This window comes from Nonomuraea sp. NPDC003707 (assembly GCF_053587055.1).
On the sequence record NZ_JBSFNK010000003.1, the window covers coordinates 218,499 to 234,697 of the forward strand.

Annotated in this window: 16 protein-coding genes; 9 read left to right on the top strand and 7 right to left on the bottom strand. The window is 72.1% G+C overall.

Going from position 1 to position 16,199, the window contains the following annotated elements; translation table 11 throughout:
• Positions 1 to 53: 53 nt before the first annotated feature.
• Genes ACWDRB_RS08660 through ACWDRB_RS08670 form a run of 3 tightly spaced genes read right to left on the bottom strand, consistent with a single transcriptional unit; the run spans position 54 to position 1,680 of the window.
• Positions 54 to 362, bottom strand: coding sequence for a YbaB/EbfC family nucleoid-associated protein (locus tag ACWDRB_RS08660; RefSeq protein WP_185074069.1), 309 nt, complete (start codon positions 360 to 362; stop codon positions 54 to 56).
• Between the two features lie 17 nt (positions 363 to 379).
• The gene (locus ACWDRB_RS08665; RefSeq protein ID WP_449892498.1) at positions 380 to 1,258 is read right to left on the bottom strand and encodes a WXG100-like domain-containing protein; all 879 of its coding nucleotides are present in this window, start codon (positions 1,256 to 1,258) and stop codon (positions 380 to 382) included.
• Positions 1,258 to 1,680 (bottom strand): hypothetical protein, encoded by a 423-nt coding sequence (locus tag ACWDRB_RS08670; RefSeq protein ID WP_449892499.1) that lies wholly within the window; start codon positions 1,678 to 1,680, stop codon positions 1,258 to 1,260. The genes ACWDRB_RS08665 and ACWDRB_RS08670 overlap by 1 nt, the downstream gene beginning before the upstream one ends.
• 7 nt (positions 1,681 to 1,687) lie before the next feature.
• Between ACWDRB_RS08670 and ACWDRB_RS08675 the strand changes: the two genes are divergently transcribed.
• Positions 1,688 to 2,029 (top strand): hypothetical protein, encoded by a 342-nt coding sequence (locus ACWDRB_RS08675; RefSeq protein WP_449892500.1) that lies wholly within the window; start codon positions 1,688 to 1,690, stop codon positions 2,027 to 2,029.
• A gap of 49 nt (positions 2,030 to 2,078) precedes the next feature.
• Here the strand turns inward: ACWDRB_RS08675 and ACWDRB_RS08680 are convergent, their stop codons facing one another.
• Complete coding sequence (locus ACWDRB_RS08680; RefSeq protein WP_449892501.1) at positions 2,079 to 4,898, bottom strand: response regulator; 2,820 nt, start codon at positions 4,896 to 4,898, stop codon at positions 2,079 to 2,081.
• A gap of 162 nt (positions 4,899 to 5,060) precedes the next feature.
• On the opposite strand from ACWDRB_RS08680, the gene ACWDRB_RS08685 reads away from it, so the two are divergent.
• From ACWDRB_RS08685 to ACWDRB_RS08710, 6 genes are all read left to right on the top strand, one after another.
• A complete protein-coding gene (locus tag ACWDRB_RS08685) occupies positions 5,061 to 5,747 on the top strand; it encodes a response regulator (protein WP_350727812.1) in 687 nt (228 codons plus the stop codon).
• Positions 5,744 to 6,577, top strand: a complete 834-nt coding sequence (locus ACWDRB_RS08690; RefSeq protein ID WP_449892502.1) for a glutamate ABC transporter substrate-binding protein — start codon at positions 5,744 to 5,746, stop codon at positions 6,575 to 6,577. The genes ACWDRB_RS08685 and ACWDRB_RS08690 overlap by 4 nt, the downstream gene beginning before the upstream one ends.
• A gap of 107 nt (positions 6,578 to 6,684) precedes the next feature.
• A complete protein-coding gene (locus tag ACWDRB_RS08695; protein ID WP_350727810.1) occupies positions 6,685 to 7,428 on the top strand; it encodes an amino acid ABC transporter ATP-binding protein in 744 nt (247 codons plus the stop codon).
• 11 nt (positions 7,429 to 7,439) lie between these two features.
• Positions 7,440 to 8,276 (top strand): glutamate ABC transporter substrate-binding protein, encoded by an 837-nt coding sequence (locus tag ACWDRB_RS08700; RefSeq protein WP_449892503.1) that lies wholly within the window; start codon positions 7,440 to 7,442, stop codon positions 8,274 to 8,276.
• 3 nt (positions 8,277 to 8,279) lie between these two features.
• Positions 8,280 to 8,948, top strand: a complete 669-nt coding sequence (locus tag ACWDRB_RS08705) for an amino acid ABC transporter permease (RefSeq protein WP_363974477.1) — start codon at positions 8,280 to 8,282, stop codon at positions 8,946 to 8,948.
• Positions 8,945 to 9,754, top strand: coding sequence for an amino acid ABC transporter permease (locus ACWDRB_RS08710; protein WP_449892504.1), 810 nt, complete (start codon positions 8,945 to 8,947; stop codon positions 9,752 to 9,754). The genes ACWDRB_RS08705 and ACWDRB_RS08710 overlap by 4 nt, the downstream gene beginning before the upstream one ends.
• A gap of 192 nt (positions 9,755 to 9,946) precedes the next feature.
• Here ACWDRB_RS08710 and ACWDRB_RS08715 read toward each other — a convergent pair whose 3' ends face one another.
• A complete protein-coding gene (locus tag ACWDRB_RS08715) occupies positions 9,947 to 11,212 on the bottom strand; it encodes a hypothetical protein (protein ID WP_449892506.1) in 1,266 nt (421 codons plus the stop codon).
• A 101-nt stretch (positions 11,213 to 11,313) separates the two neighbouring features.
• Here ACWDRB_RS08715 and ACWDRB_RS08720 point away from each other — a divergent pair, with 101 nt between their 5' ends.
• On the top strand, positions 11,314 to 12,642 hold the full coding sequence (locus ACWDRB_RS08720; protein WP_449892507.1) for an amidase: 1,329 nt from the start codon (positions 11,314 to 11,316) through the stop codon (positions 12,640 to 12,642).
• Positions 12,643 to 12,694: 52 nt separating this feature from the next.
• On the opposite strand, the gene ACWDRB_RS08725 is transcribed toward ACWDRB_RS08720, so the two are convergent.
• Both ACWDRB_RS08725 and ACWDRB_RS08730 read right to left on the bottom strand, forming a co-directional pair.
• Complete coding sequence (locus ACWDRB_RS08725) at positions 12,695 to 14,065, bottom strand: 6-phospho-beta-glucosidase (protein WP_449892508.1); 1,371 nt, start codon at positions 14,063 to 14,065, stop codon at positions 12,695 to 12,697.
• A gap of 10 nt (positions 14,066 to 14,075) precedes the next feature.
• Positions 14,076 to 14,864, bottom strand: coding sequence for a DeoR/GlpR family DNA-binding transcription regulator (locus tag ACWDRB_RS08730; protein WP_350727803.1), 789 nt, complete (start codon positions 14,862 to 14,864; stop codon positions 14,076 to 14,078).
• Positions 14,865 to 14,999: 135 nt separating this feature from the next.
• Between ACWDRB_RS08730 and ACWDRB_RS08735 the strand changes: the two genes are divergently transcribed.
• The gene (locus ACWDRB_RS08735) at positions 15,000 to 16,196 is read left to right on the top strand and encodes a carbohydrate kinase family protein (RefSeq protein WP_350727802.1); all 1,197 of its coding nucleotides are present in this window, start codon (positions 15,000 to 15,002) and stop codon (positions 16,194 to 16,196) included.
• The last annotated feature ends 3 nt before the right edge of the window (positions 16,197 to 16,199 follow it).

A 16,199-nucleotide genomic window follows, 5' to 3' on the forward strand; every position in this document is an offset into this window, starting at 1 on the left:
ACGCACGGCACCAAGCTTGCCATTCACCCCATATCGCGCCAACCGCGCGGCGGTCAGGTGCCGAAGACGGTCTTCGCCAGGTCGTACGACTGTCCGGCCACGTCGTCCTCGGCGCGCCGGAACGCCTCCACGATGGCGTCCGCCAGCGCCTGCGAGCCCAGCCGCATCGCCCGCGGGTCGATGCGCAGCCCGGCCAGCGAGCCGGTGGGCTTGAGCTCCACGACGACCTGCCCGCCGGCGCTCTCGCCGCGCCCCCGGGTCTCCTCCAGCAGGCGGCTCACCTCTTCGAGCTCGGCCGTCCGCGCCGCCATCTCGGCCAGCGCGCGGTCGAGCTCCGGGTCTCCGGTACGGGGTGTCGTCATCGGTGTTCCTCACTCACTCAACGCTTGAAGATGAAGGCCCTGGGCGCGTGCGCCAGCGCCGAGCGGAGCGCGCCCTGCTCCGACATCGCCCCACCGGCGACCAGGGGGTAGATGGTGGCGGCCGAGAGCGTGCGGCGGAAGAACTTGCCCGCGGGGTCCGAGCCCAGCAGCGTCTCGGTGACCTTCGTGGCGGGGAAGAACCTGCGCACGTCGCTCAGCGCCTTGATGCCGCCGTTGTAGGCCATCTCGGCGGCGAAGTGCTTGCCCGCGTACTCCCAGAGGTTGCCCATCGGCTGCCCCGTGGCGGCCGAGCTGCCCGCGTGCACGCCGGTCTTGAGCGCGGTCCACAGCACGGAGTCGGCCAGCGCGTCGAGCCCTTCGCGGACGAAGTAGTTGCCGACGCGGCGCTTGCCCATCCGCGCCTCCAGGATCATCCTGGTGATCTTCTGGAAGAGCGTGCGCTCCAGCTTGGCCCTGGACACCAGCCATCTGAACGCCTTCTCGGCCGCGACCCTGGCCGCGGGGTAGACGAAGCCGAACATCATCGTGAAGGCCATGGCGGCGAGGTACGTGCCGATGATCCGGAGCTGTTCGCGGTGCTCCTCGACGGCGTCGGCGTACTCCTCGCAGCCCGCCGCCAGGTCCAGCAGCTCCTCCTGGAGCGCGGCGTAGCGGGGGGCGAGCTCCTTCGGCCACACGTCGGCGAAGCGGTCCACGATGCGGCTGTCGTTCGCCTTGCGCGCCTCGGCGACGCCGGCGTCGGTCTTGTGCGCGACCTTCCCGATGGACTCGGCCAGCGCGCGCAGCGCCTTGGCACGGTCCCGCAGGTTGCTCACGTCGGCCACCGGCACGTGCACGTCGGCGAACCAGGCCAGCGCCTGGAAGGGGTCGAACATCAGGCGCCTTCCTTGCGCGGCGGGGCCTGCGGGATCGGCGGCGCGGGAAGGTCGGGGATCTTGGGCAGCGTGCTGATGATCTGCTGCTCCAGGAAGTCCCAGAACTTCTCGAAGTCGCGGAAGTTCCCCGCCGAGCTGAAGTTCTTGTCGGCGATGCCCTGCATCGCCTCGGTGAGCGAGTCGTAGCCGTCGCCGTACCACTCGGCGAACGCGCGGCCGTCGTCGTCGCCGCCGACCAGGTCGGAGGTGGTGGCCAGCGAGGTGGAGCCGCGGTGCAGCGCCACGACGTCGTCGCCGGTCTTGTCGAAGAGCTTGGCCAGGCGGCGGATCGAGGTCCAGTGGATCTCCAGGCCACCGCTGGGGGCGTTCGGGGGCTGGACCGGCTCCTGGGTCGGGGCCGGGCGCGGGGAGGGCTCCTGCACCGGCGGGATGACCGACCAGGTGGGCGTCGGAACGGGCGACCAGGTGGGGGTGGGGGTCGGCCTGGGGGTGGGCGTGCCCGACGGAGTCGGGGTCGGCTTCGGGGTGCCCGTCGGGGACGGGGTCGGGCTCGGTGACCCCGTGGGCGTGGGAGTCGGGGTGCCGGACGGGGACGGGGTGCCCGTCGGAGATGGGGTGCCGGTTGGGGACGGGGTGCTGGTCGGGGATGGGGTGCCCGTCGGGGACGCGGTCGGCGTCGGGGAGGACGTCGGGCTGGGGGTGGTCGTTGGACTCGGCTCACCAGACGAATCAGCCATCAACCCTCCAATCACTACAAACAAACACGACTAGTAACAGTGAGACACTAACGTTGACAAATTTCTCAGGTGTTAACAGGCGGCTACGGATTGTTCATCCATGCCGGCGTCACCTTGAGCAGCTCGCCCAGCTCGTCGAGCGGCTCGCTGTCGACGGCGCCCGTACGCGCCCGATCCTCGACACGCCGGCACAGCTCGGCCTCTCGGGCCGCCCCGACGGTCGCGCAGCTGCCCTTGAGCCGGTGGGCGAGCGCAGCCACCTCCGCCACGTCGCCGGTCCGCGCCGCCAACCGCAGCTCCTCGTACGTCCGCGTCGCGGTGGCCAGGTACGCCTCCGCCACGTCGGCGAGCGCCTCCGGCGACAGCCCCATCAGCTCGGGCGGGAGCCCGGAGTAGGCGGCCCACTCCGGGATGCTGGCGAGCACGCGCGGCCAGTCCACCGGCTTGGCCAGGTGGTCGTCCATCCCGGCCGCCAGGCAGCGGATCCGGTCGTCCGGCATCGCCGCCGCGGTCATCGCGATGATCGGGGTGTGCGCGTCCTCGCGCCGCCTGATCTCCTCGGTCGCGGCCAGCCCGTCGAGCACGGGCAGCTGGCAGTCCATGAACACCAGGTCGTAGCCCCCGGCCAGCACGGCGCGTACGGCCTGCTCGCCGTCGTCCACCACCTCGACCTCGTGCCCGGCCTGGCGCAGCACGAGCATCGCGACCTGGCGGCTGACCTCGTCGTCCTCCGCCACCAGGATCCGCGCGCCGCCGTCCCTGCCCGCGAGCTCCACGCCTTCGCGCGGCTCGCCGGGGCACTCGGCGGTGACCAGGGCGTTCTCCACGGCGGCCAGCAGGCGGCGGCGGCTCAGCGGCCGGGTGATCGACTGGACGGCCCGCTCCCCCATGGCGCCGGGCCAGGCGAAGCCCGACCGCCCGGGGGTGACGACCACGACCACGCTGGTCGCCTGGAGCAGCGGGTCCGTGAGGATCACGTGCGCGGTCGACTCGGCGTCGGTGCCGAGGTCGAGGGCGACGACCGCGAGCTCGTACGGCCGCCCGGCCGACGCGGCGGCCCTCAGCAGCTCCAAAGCGGAGTCCGCGGTCTCCTCCACGTCGAGCCCGGCGCCCGCCAGGAACCGCACGGCCAGCGCGCGGTCCTCGGGCCGCGGGTCGGCGACGAGCGCGCGCCTGCCCTGCAGGGCCTCGACCGACGGCTCCGACCAGGTGAGCACGTCAACGGGCAGGCGCACCCAGAACCGGCTGCCCACGCCCTCCACGCTGTCGAGCCCGATCTCCCCGCCCATGAGCTCGGTGAGCTGCCGGCCGATGGCCAGCCCCAGGCCGCTGCCGCCGGTCCTGCGCGTGATCGGCGAGTCGACCTGCCGGAAGACGCCGAACACCCGCTCCCGGTCGTCGGGCCCCACCCCGATCCCGGTGTCGGCGACCGCGAACCTGAGCACCGCCCGCGCGTCGCCGGGCTCGCCCTCCTCGAGGGTGACGTGCAGGTCCACCCCGCCCTGGACGGTGAACTTCAGCGCGTTGCCCACCAGGTTCGTGAGGATCTGGCGCAGCCGCGCCGGATCGCCGGTCACCTGCCGGGGCACGCCGTCGTCGAGCCGCAGCGTGAGCCAGAGCCCCTGCTCGTACGCGTGCGGCGCGAACGGCGCGACCACCTCGTCGCACAACCGCGGCAGGTCGAACGGCACCGCGTCGACCTGGAGGTGGCCCGCCTCGATCCTGGACAGGTCGAGGAAGTCGTCGAGCAGGCGCAGCACGTTCTGGGCCGACTCCTGGGCCGTGGTCGAGTAGTGGCGCTGCTCGTCGTCCAGCCGGGTGCTCATGAGCAGGGAGTTCATGCCGAGCACGCCGTTGATCGGGGTGCGGATCTCGTGGCTGATCTTGGCCAGGAACTCGGACTTGGCGCTGGAGGCGCTGACCGCCTCGTCCCTGGCGGCGGCCAGCTCGGCCGCGTACCTGGCCAGCGTGGCCTGCGCGCGGCGGCGGCCGCGCGTGGTGTGGATCTGCAGGCCCAGGCCGATGAGGATGAGCAGGGCCAGCAGGGCCGCGACGGTCATGACGTTCGTCCTGAGCCGCTCGGCCGAGGCCAGCGCCTTGGTGGCGGACACCTCGGCGGTGACCGTCCAGCCGATGCCCGGGATCGGCTCGGACGCCGACAGCACCGTGCCGTCGACGCCGCTGAACAGGCCGTTCCAGGTGCGCCCGGCGAGCGCGGCGTCCACCCGGGGGTCCTCGCGCAGGGAGGTGAGCGCGAGGAGCTTCCGGCCGGGGTCGGCGACGAGCACGCCCGCCCGGTCGGTGATCAGCAGCCTGATGTCCTGCGCCTCGGCGGCCTCCTTGGCGAACTCCTGGATGGCGTCCAGGCTGTAGACGACGGCGAGGATGCCGAGCATGCGCTTGCCGTCGGTGCTCGGGATCGGCGCGGCCACCGCGACCGCCCTGGACACGTCGATCATCGTGGGCGTGTACGCCTGGGAGATGTGGGCCGCCCGCCGGTCGCGCACGGCGCGGTACCAGTCGGTGGCGGTGAGGTCCTGGGGCAGCACGGTCTTCGGCTCCGCGCCGAGCATGCGGCCCTCCGACGAGACCAGGATCAGCCCGCTGATGCCGTCGCGCAGCTCCTTGAGCTCTCCGAGGTACGTGCGCATGGCCTCGGGGGTCGCGTGCTCCACCGTGTCGCGCAGGCCGGGCCGCTGCGCGAACGTGGTGACGAGCTGCGCCAGGGAGCCCATCTGCTGCTCGACCACGACCCGGCTCACCGAGGCGGTGATCCTGACCCGGCCGTCGACCTCGTCGCGCACGGCGTTCTCCGACAGGGAGATACTGGAGGAGGTCAGCAGCGCCAGGGGCAGCAGGCCGAGCAGCGTCCACAGGGCAGTCACCGCGAGCACCCATCTCACCGGCGTCCGTCCTCCCCCCTGTCGGTTCGGCTACAGATTAAGAGGAAGAGGGCATGTGCGGCGGATCATGGTGAGCAGAACGCGCAAAACTTGAGCGTTTGTAACAAAACCTGCCTAAGCTCACTCTGATTTGTAAAAACTGCACCTGGACGAGGAGTGGCGGTGCCTGAGCCACGGGACATCACCGTTCTCATCGTGGACGACGACCCGGTCGTCACGGCGGCCCTGCACGCGCAGGTGAACAGAGTACTCGGGTTCAGGGTGGTCGGGATCGCGCACACCGGCCAGGCGGCGCTCGCCGCCGCCGGCCGTTTCGCGCCCCGGCTGGTGCTGCTGGACCTGCACCTGCCCGACCTGCCGGGGCTGGAGGTGGCGCACCGGCTGCGCCGGCCCGAGCAACCGCCCATCGACATCATCGTGATCTCCGGGCGCAAGGAGTCGGCCACGGTACGCGCCGCCATGCAGCGCGGCGCGCTCTACTACCTGGTCAAGCCGACCAGGGCGGGCACGCTCGAGCAGACGCTGCTGCGCTACGCGGCCACGGCCGAGCAACTGGAGTCGGGCGACCGGTTCGCCGAGCAGCAGGAGATCGACCGCATCTTCCGCACGCTCCACCTCGACCAGGGCGCCCGGCCGAAGAGCATCTCGGCGGCGACCGAGCAGGCCGTGCTGGACGCGCTGGCCGCCGTCCCTGAGGACGTGTCGGCGAACGAGCTGGCCGGGATGATCGGCGTCAGCCGCGCCACCGCCCGCCGCTACCTGGAGCATCTGGCCGATCGCGGGCTGCTCGAAGGCCGGCCGAAGTACGGGCCGACCGGGCGCCCCCAGCACCGTTATCGAGTGCGATGAGAGGGCTCAGGGCGCTGATCGCCGTCCTGCTCTGCCTCACCGCCGCCGGATGCGGGAGCGACAACCCCTTCCCCGAAGGCTCCACGATGGCCCGGATCAGGGAGCGGGGCGTCCTCGTCGTGGGCACCAAGTTCGACCAGCCGATGTTCGGCTACAAGGATCCCGCCAGCGGGCGGATCATCGGCTTCGACGCCGAGATCGCCAGGCTCATCGCGAAGGACCTCACCGGCAGCGAGCGCAACATCCGCTTCGTCGAGACCGTCTCGCGCGAGCGGGAGAACTTCATCTCGCAGAACGTGGTGGACCTCGTCATCGCCACGTACTCGATCACCCCGGCCCGCGCGCAGCTCGTCGCCTTCACCGACCCGTACTACTACGCCGGGCAGGACCTGCTGGTCAGGACGTCCGACACCACCATCAACGACGTGTCGGACCTGGACGGCAAGACCGTGTGCACCGCCACGGGGTCGACGTCCGTCGAGCGGCTGCGCTCCCTGGTGCCCGGTGCCACCCTGGAGATCGTCGACGCCTACAGCATCTGCGTGCCCGCGCTCACGAACGGGCGGGTCGACGCGATCAGCACCGACGACACGATCCTGCTCGGCCTGCTCGACCAGCATCCGGACCAGTTCCGGCTGGTGCTCAAGCCGTTCGGGCGCGAGCCGTACGGGATGGGTGTGCCCAAGCAGGACGTCGCCTTCCGCGACTACCTCAACGGCCTGATCGCCGGCTGGCTGCGCGACGCGCAGTGGGACCGCGCCTACAAGGACACCATCGGGGTCTCCGGCGCGACGTCCGACTCCTCCAGGCCCGGCGACCACCGGCCCTGATCGAACTCAGATCGATCAATCACTGAGCAGAACGCGCACAAGCCTTTCGGTGACACATACGGCTCCTACGGTTACGCCATCGCTGACCGAGACAAGGAGCGTGACGCATGACCGAGGCCGACCTGATCGTCCTGGACCAGGTCAACAAGCGCTACGGCGACCACCATGTGCTCAGGGACGTCAACCTGAACGTCAGGCAGGGCGAGGTCGTCGTGATCATCGGCCCGTCCGGCGCCGGGAAGTCGACTCTGTGCCGGGCGATCAACCGCCTGGAGACGATCGACTCCGGCACGATCACCCTGGACGGTACGCCGCTGCCCGCTGAGGGCAAAGCGCTGGCCAGACTCCGCGCCGAGGTGGGCATGGTGTTCCAGTCCTTCAACCTCTTCGCGCACAAGACCGTCCTGGACAACGTCGTCCTCGGCCAGGTCCACGTGCTGAAGCGGCCGAAGGCGGAGGCCGTGCGCAGGGCCCAGGAACTGCTCGACCGGGTCGGCATCGGCGGCCAGGCCGCCAAGTTCCCCGCCCAGCTCTCCGGCGGGCAGCAGCAGCGGGTGGCCATCGCCCGCGCGCTGGCCATGGACCCCAAGGCGATCCTCTTCGACGAGCCCACCTCGGCCCTCGACCCGGAGATGGTCAACGAGGTGCTCGACGTCATGACCTCGCTGGCCCGCGAGGGCATGACCATGGTGGTCGTCACCCACGAGATGGGCTTCGCCCGGCGCGCGGCCGACCGGGTCGTCTTCATGGCCGAGGGCGAGATCGTCGAGCAGAACACCCCCGACGCGTTCTTCGGAGCCCCGAACAGCGAGCGCGCCCAGTCCTTCCTCGCCAAGATCCTCACTCACTAAGGAGCCGTCATATGTTCGGCAGGTCCCTTTACGCGACCTTCGCGGTGGTCGCGCTCGCCGCCACCGCCACCGCCTGTGGCAGCGCCGAGGCCAGCAACGCCTCGATCGTCGACAAGGCCAAGAACGACAAGAAGCTGGTCGTCGGCGTGAAGGCCGACCAGCCGGGGCTGGGGTTGCGCACGCCCGACGGCAGCTTCGCCGGGTTCGACATCGAGGTCGCCAAGTACGTGGCCAAGCAGCTCGGTGTGGAGGCCAAGGACGTCACGTTCAAGGAGACCGTGTCGGCCAACCGCGAGGCGTTCATCGAGCAGGGCCAGGTGGACATGGTGGTGGCGACGTACTCGATCACCGACGCCAGGAAGCAGAAGGTGTCCTTCGCCGGGCCGTACTTCGTGGCCGGGCAGGCCCTGCTCGTCAGGGCCGACGACACGGCGCTGACCGGGCCCGAGACGCTGAACGGCAAGAAGCTCTGCTCGGTCGCCGGCTCGACCCCGGCGCAGAAGGTCAAGGCGGAGTACTCCAAGGAGGTGCAGCTGCAGGAGGAGCGGACGTACTCGGCGTGCGTGGACCGCGTCCTCGGCGGCCAGCTCGACGCGCTCACCACCGACAACGTCATCCTCGCCGGCTACGCCGCCCAGTACGGCGGCAAGCTCAAGGTGGTCGGCCAGCCGTTCAGCACCGAGAAGTACGGCATCGGGCTGAAGAAGGACGACACGGCCGGGCGCAAGGCGATCAACGACGCGCTGGAGAAGATGTTCTCCGACGGCAGCTGGACGAAGGCGCTGCAGGCCAGCGTCGGCGCCTCCGGCTTCGCCCTCCCGCAGGCCCCGCAGCTGGAGCGCTACTGATCCATGGAAGCGCTGCTGTTCGAACGCGACACGATCCTCGCCGCGTTCTGGATGACGATACGGCTGACGGCGGTCAGCGCGCTCGGCTCTCTCGTGCTGGGGACGCTCCTGACCGCCATGCGGGTGGCCCCGCTGGCCTCCCTGCGCGGCGCGGCCAACTTTTACGTGACCATGATGCGCAACACGCCGCTCACGCTGGTGCTGATGTTCACCGGCCTCGGCGTCGGAGCGCAGCTCGGCGTGGAGCTGTCGGACGACATCGCGACCAACAACTTCTGGCTCGCCGTCATCGGGCTGACCGCCTACACCTCGGCGTTCGTCTGCGAGGCCCTGCGGTCGGGGCTCAACACGGTGCCGGTCGGGCAGGCGGAGGCGGCCCGGTCGCTCGGGCTGGGCTTCACGAAGACGCTCGGGCTGATCACGCTGCCGCAGGCGTTCCGCGCCGTGGTGGCGCCGCTGGGCAGCATCATGATCGCGCTGACCAAGAACACCACGATCGCGCTCGTGGTCGGCGTGGGTGAGGCGTCCGTGCGGATGCGGGAGATGATCGAGACGTACGGAGACCAGGTCCTCGAGATCTTCCTCGGCTTCGCCGCCGGGTTCGTGCTGCTGTGCCTGCCGATGGGGCTGCTGTTCGGCTGGCTGTCGCGGCGGATGGCGGTGGCCCGATGAGCTACGCGAACCTTTACGAGCGGCCCGGGCCGCGCGGGATCCGGCGCAACCGGCTGCTGGCGGCGGTCGTCGCGCTCGTGCTGCTGGGGCTGGCGTACGTGGTCTACGTGCGCTTCGACGCCAAGGACCAGTGGGCGGCCGACAAGTGGACGCCGCTGCTGCGCGGGGACGTCTGGGCCACGTTCATCCTGCCGGGGCTGGCCGGGACCATCGGCGCGGCCGTGGTGGGGGTGGTGCTGGCGGGCCTGTTCGGCCTCGTCTTCGCCACCGCCCGGATGTCGGACCACCGGTGGATCCGGGTGCCCGCGGCCGCGGTGGTGGAGTTCTTCAGGTCCGTGCCGCTGCTGCTGCTGATCTTCTTCGCCTTCTTCGGCTCGTACATGCTGATCGGCGTGAACATCTCGGCCTTCGCCGCCGTCGTCTTCGGGCTCACGCTCTACAACGGCTCGGTGATCGCGGAGATCATCCGGGCCGGGGTGCAGAGCCTGCCGCGCGGCCAGTCCGAGGCGGCCCACGCCATAGGCATGCGCAAGGGGCAGGTGATGCGCCTCGTCCTGCTGCCGCAGGCGTTCCGGACCATGATGCCCGCCATCGTCAGCCAGTTCGTGGTGCTGCTGAAGGACTCGGCGCTGGGGCTCATCGTGGGCTTCGACGAGCTGGTGAACCGGGGGTTGAACGGGATCGCCGCCAACTTCAAGAACACCATCCCGGCGGCGATCCTCATCGCGGCCATCTTCATCCTGATCAACATCTCCCTCGACCGCCTCGCCACCCGGCTCTCCACCCGCCTCGGCACCACCCGCTGACCCGCCACCCCTCCCCTTCAGCCCGGCCCCCGCACGGCCCACCCCCTCGCCGTGCCCGGCCGTCGCGCCCATCGCGCGCCTCGCCCACCGGCGAAGCGCGGGGCGCCCACCCGCGGCCCGGACGGTGAACCACCGTCCGGGCCGCGCTCCCATCACGGGCTACAGGTCCTCGGGCGCCCCCAAAGGGGGACCTCAGCCACGGTCGGAGGGACGGAGACGGCGGCGGAGGGCCGGGAGCCAGGGGGCCGCGGCGAGGGCGGCGAGCAGGATCAGCAGTGGCGTCCGCCACCACCACGAGACGGTCGCGGGCGGCGGCGACGGCGGCCGGGCCACCCACGGCCGGGCCGTCTTCGCCCAGGCCAGGAACGCGTCACCGATGGGCAGCAGCCCGAAGGCGTACCGCTTGGTCCAGGGGGTGTCCACGGGCAGCCCCGCCAGCTCCCCGTAGCCGGCCAGCGCCGAGGCCAGCGGAGCGTCGGAGTGCGCCTGCGCCGCGCCGAGGGTGACCACGGTCGCCGACAGGCTCACCCCGAGCGGCAGCGGCCCGGAGTCCACGTCGGCCGGTCCGTCCACGCCCTCCGGGTACTCGCGCACGGCGGGCCCGAGCCCGAGCGGGGTGGCGACGTACAGCTCGCGGAAGCGCGCGTACTGCTCGGCGGCGAAGGCCGGATCCACGTCCACCAGAAACCGCTGGATCATGCTCTGCGAGCTGCCCCGCGCCACCTCGGCCGGCGCGCCGTCGCCGGGGTCGGCGCGGTGCGGAAGCAGCCCGGTACGCGGGTCGAGCCGCCGCCTGACCTCCCGCAGCCAGCGTTCGACGGTCCCGCCGAACCGGGGCGGGAGGATCGCGTCGTGCAGCCGCAGCGACGCCACCGCCACGGTCGAGTCCACCGGCCAGGCCTGCCCCGGGTACGCCGCCAGGTACGGCGAGGCCGACGCGTCGAACGCGGCCCCGAGCGCGGCGGAGTCCTCCGCGAACCGGCGCACCTCGGCCGGATCACGCTGCCCGGCCGGCTCCAGGCTCAGCGCCCCGCCGCGCAGCCAGTTGGACCATCCCCGGTAGAAGACGCCGTAGGGCGGGGTGAGGCCGGGGCTGAACGGGGCCCGCCCGGCGGGCGAGTCCAGCCGGCTCAACGCCCAGCGCACCTCGCGCAGCGCCCGCGACCGTTCGCCCGCCGGCGCGCGCATCCCGAGCTCGACCCAGCTCAGCCCGTACAGGGCGTGCAGGAAGAAGTACCCCTCGGGGAACAGCGCCTGGGCCTCGTCGCCCGCGCCCGCGTCCAGGGCCGCGCGCAGGAACGCCAGCTGCCGCCGCACCCCGGGCGGCTCCCCCGACGTGCCCGCGGTGGCGGGCACGGTCAGCCGTACGACGCCGGCCAGCGCGCACGCGCTCACCACGACGGCGAGGACCAGCCGCGCCCACTTCCATGCCCGGCGGGCGGCTGACGGCTGGGACATCCGACGATCTTAGCCCCGTGAGGGGGAGCCCTGCGGTGGAAGGTCCGATGTGCGTGGTGTTCAGTGGGATCCGTCAGCCGACGACCGCTCGAAAGGACCCCATGCCGCTCTCCCCCGGCCCCTTCACCGGCCGTACCATCACGAGCCTCGCCCAGGACCTGCGCGAAGGCCGGACCACCGCCGTCGAGCTCGTCGAGCAGGCGCTCGAAGCCATCGCCGAGCGCGACCCCGCGCTCGGCGCGTTCGTCACCGTGGACGCCGACGGGGCGCTGGCGGCGGCGCGGCGGGCGGACGCCGAGCTGGACACGGGCACCTACCGGGGTCCGCTGCACGGCGTGCCGGTGGGCGTGAAGGACCTCTTCATGGTCGCGGGGCTGCCCGCGACCATGGGTTCGCGGCATTTCGCGGGGTACGTCGCGGACTCCGACGCCGAGTCCGTGACCCGGCTGCGCCGCGCGGGCGCCGTCGTCGTGGGCAAGACGACCACCCACGAGTTCGCGTACGGCCCCACGGGCGACCGCTCGGCCAACGGCCCCTCGCGCAACCCGTGGGACCCCGAGCGCATGTCGGGCGGCTCCAGCGGCGGCAGCGCGGCGGCCGTGGCGGCGGGCCTGGTGCCGCTCGCGCTCGGCACCGACACGGGCGGATCCGTCCGCATCCCGGCGGCTCTGTGCGGGATCGCCGGGTTCAAGCCGAGCTATGGGGCGATCTCGGCCGAAGGCGTGTTCCCCCTGGCACGCAGCTTCGACCACGTCGGCGTCCTGGCCGGTGACGAGCAGGACTGCCTGCTCGCCTACCGCTGCCTGGCCTCCGCCCAGTTGCGCGAGGACCCCGGTCCCGCGCGGGTGGCCTGGCTCGATCCGTCCGAGCTGTTCGACGGAGATCCGCACGTGGTGGACGCGGTACGCGCGACCGCGGAGTCCCGCCTGGCCCGCTCGGAGTTGGAGGAGGTGCGGCTGCGGGCGGGGCTGGGCGAGGAGTTCCGCGAGACGTACACGGTGATCCAGAGCTGCGAGGCGGTGGCCGTGCACGCGGCCCGGATCGCGCAGGCGCCCGAGCTGTTCGACCCCGAGTTGCTCGAACGCCTCCGCACGGCCGCCGAGATACCCGGCTGGCAGTATGTCGCGGCCGTGGCCGCGCGCTCCCGGCTCGCCGAGGCCGCGGCGACGCTGTTCGAACGGCACGACGTGCTGGCGCTGCCCACCGTGCCGATCATCGCCCCGCTGCTCCTGGAGCGCGAGACGGAGGTGGAGGGCCGGACCGTCGCCGTGCGGCCCGCGCTGCTGTCCATGACGAGCCTGTGGAACGTGCTGGGCCTGCCCGCGCTGACCGTGCCCGCGGGCACGGTGGACGGGCTGCCGGTGGGGCTGCAGCTCGTGTGCCGCCCCGGGCGCGAGCTGCGGCTCTTCGAGGCGGCCGGCATGGCGTGAAAGCGACCTCAAGGCGGGGGCGCGGCGTGGAAGCGCCCCCGAGGAGAGCACGCTAGATCGTCGTGCCCCCGCCCGCGTCGGAGGAGCCCGGGATGGCGGCGGCCAGCTCGGGGATGCGCGCCCGGTAGCCGTCGAGCAGCTTGCGGGCCGTCGCGACCGAGTCGACCAGCGGGTGCAGCGCGAACGCCTCGACCGCCAGCCGGGCCGAGCCGGACCTGGCGGCCTCGATGGCGGCCTGCTCCACGGCCTTCACCTGCTGCACGAGACCGAGGAAGCGGCCCGGCAAGGGGCGGGTGGCCAGCGGCCGGACGCCGGCCCCGTCCACCGCGCACGGGATCTCGACGACCGCGTCCGCGGGCAGGCCGGGCACCGCGGCGCCGTTGCGCACGTTGAGGATCATGGAGGTGGGCTCGCCGCGGGCGATGGCGGCCATGAGGGCCAGGGCGATGCCCTCGTACCCACCGGCCTCCAGGTCGGCGGCGTCGCGCGCGCCCGCGGCGGTGGGTTCGCGGGCCTCGGCCATGTACGACTCGTCGCGCAGCCTGCGCGCCCTGACCCACTCCGCCAGCGCCTCCTCGGGACGCGCCCGCACGGCGGCGTAGAAGTCGTCCTGCTGCCGGACCAGCGACTCCCCGCGGGTCTGCCCGGAGATCGCGGCCACGGACTCCCGGGTGAAGTAGTAGTAGTACAGGTATTCGTTGGGCAGCGCGCCCAGCGTGCGCACCCAGTCGCCGCCGAAGATGCGCGCCTCCTCGACCTGCCGCAGCGCCGCGTCGTCGGCCAGCAGGTCGGGCAGCACGTCGCGCCCCTGATAGGTGAGGCCACGCAGCCAGCCGAGGTGGTTGAGGCCCACGTAGTCGGGCGACACGCGCGCCGGGTCGAGCCCGAGCGCGACGGCGGCCCGGCGGATCAGGCCGATCGGGGAGTCGCAGATGCCGATCACGCGGTCGCCGAGCACGTGCCGCATGGCCTCGGTGATCATGCCGGCGGGGTTGGTGAAGTTGATGACCCACGCCTGGGGCGCGAGCGCGGCCACCCGCTCGGCGACGTGGAGCGCGACCGGGATGGTGCGCAGGCCGTAGGAGATGCCGCCGGGACCGGTCGTCTCCTGGCCGAGCAGGCCCAGGTCGAGCGCGACCCGCTCGTCGGCGGTGCGCCCGGCCAGGCCGCCGACGCGGATGGCGGAGAAGACGAACGAGCTGTCGCGCAGCGCGGTGTCCAGATCGGTGGTGGTCAGGACCTCCGGCGGGTCGTCGTGCCCGGCGGCGAGCTGGCCGAGCACGTGCCGGATGGCCTCCAGCCGGTCCTGCGACACGTCGTACAGGACCACTTGCTCCACACGCGGCTTCGCGGTCTCGCGCAGCAGCGCGCCGTACACGAGCGGGACCCGGAAGCCGCCGCCCCCGAGAACGGCCAGTCTCATCGATACCCTTTCACGTGAGCAGGATCTCGGCGCCTGCGGCGGCGCAGTTGCGCAGCGTCGCCTCGTCGGCGCCCTGGTTGGTGACGATCACGTCGATGTCGTCGGGCCCGCACACCCGCAGCGCGCCGGTGCCCGGGAACTTGTGCCGGTCGACGAGCAGCACCACCTGGCCCGCCGCCGCGATCATGGCGCGCTTCAGCGGCACCTCGGCGAGCGTGGTGTCCACGAGCTGCCCGTCCGGCCGCAGGCCGCTGGCGCCCAGGAAGACGCGGTCGGCGACCACCTGGCTCAGGGCCGCCTCGGTCAGCACCCCGACCAGCGAGTGGTACGGCCGCCGCAGCGCGCCGCCGAGCAGCAGCAGCTCGACCTCCGGGTCGGAGCGCAGCACGTCGAGCACGGCGAGGCTGGAGGTGACCACGGTGACGCGGCGCCCGCGCAGCCGCCGGGCCAGCCGCATCGTCGTCGTGCCGATGTCGAGCAGGACCACGTCGCCGTCGCGGACCAGCTCGGCGGCGCGGACCGCGACCGCCTCCTTGTCCTGCTCGTCCACCGCAGCGACCTCGGCGAACGGCCGGTCGGCGTCGGCGTCGACGCTGACCCCGCTGTCGAGGAGCCCGCCGTCGAGGAGCAGGGCCCCGCCGCGGACGCGCCGCAGCGTGCCGTCGCGGTCGAGCACCTCGAGGTCCCTGCGGATGGTGGACGGGCTCACGCCGAGCTGGCTGGCGAGATCGCTGACGCTGGTGGCGCCTGAGAGTCGGACCCGGCGCATGATCTCGGCATGCCTGAGGCGCTGAAGCACGGCGCGAGTGTATCAGTCAAAATCGCGCAGGAGTAGGCAGCTTCAGCCAAAAACTCCCAGAAGAAGACTTGAAGTGCGTGAGCAAACGTGCAAGATTGCGCAGAGCTGGATACGTGTCGGGGAGGACTCATTCCCGTGTCTAATCAGGTGTACGACCCTCTCGCCGCCGAGCGCACCCCGGACGGGCCGCAGTTCGATGTCTTCCTGGCGGGCACGGTCTTTCTGGACATCATCTTCACCGGTCTGCCCGCGATGCCCGCGGCCGGAACCGAGATCTGGGCCGAGGGCATGGGATCGTGCCCCGGCGGCATCGCCAACCTCGCCATCGCGACCAGCCGGCTGGGCCTGCGCACCTCGCTGGCCGCCGCGTTCGGCGACGACGACTACGGCGACTTCTGCTGGCGCACGCTCGAGGAGCAGGAGTCGGTGGACCTGTCCAGGTCGCGGCGGTTCGAACACTGGCACTCGCCGGTGACGGTCTCCATGGCGGTCGACCGCGACCGCAGCATGGTGACGCACGGCCACCCCTCGCCCATGCCGGCCTCGGAGATGATCGGCAACCCGCCGCGGTCCAAGGCGGTGATCGTGTCGCTGTCCACCGATGATCCGCTCGACTCGCCGGACAGCCCGTGCAACTGGGCCGAGCTGGCGCGCCGCGACGGCGCGCTCATCTTCGCCGACGTGGGCTGGGACCCGTCGGGTTCCTGGTCGGCCTCCTTGCTGGACCAGCTCGCGCTCTGCCACGCGTTCATGCCCAACGCGGTCGAGGCGATGGCCTACACCGGCGCCGACACCCCGCGCGACGCGCTCTACGCGATCGCCGACAAGGTCCCCGTGGCCGTGGTGACCGACGGGGCCAACGGCGCCATGGCCATCGACTCCACCAACGGCGAGGAGGCGTTCGTGCCCGCGCCGCGGGTGACGGCGCTCGACCCGACCGGCGCGGGCGACGTCTTCGGCGCGGGGTTCGTGCTCGGCACGCTGTCGCGCTGGCCGCTGGCCGACCGCCTGGCATTCGCGCAGCTGTGCGCGGCGCTGGCGGTGCAGCAGTTCGGCGGCTCGCTCGCGGCGCCCGGCTGGGGCGACATCGCCGACTGGTGGCACGAGGTCCGCGACTCGGCCGACCACAGCGGCGCCTACGGCAACTCGCTGGCCCGCCGCTACGCCTTCCTCGACAAGCTGGTGCCCGCCGTGCCGGTGGGCGCCGTGCGCCGCGCGGCCGCGACCATCGCCCGGTACGCCGACGTCGGCCCCAAGGTTCCCACCACGCGGCCGAACCCACCCGAGGACGAGGGCCCCGACACGCCTCGCGTGCCCGCGCAAAAGGAGTAACAC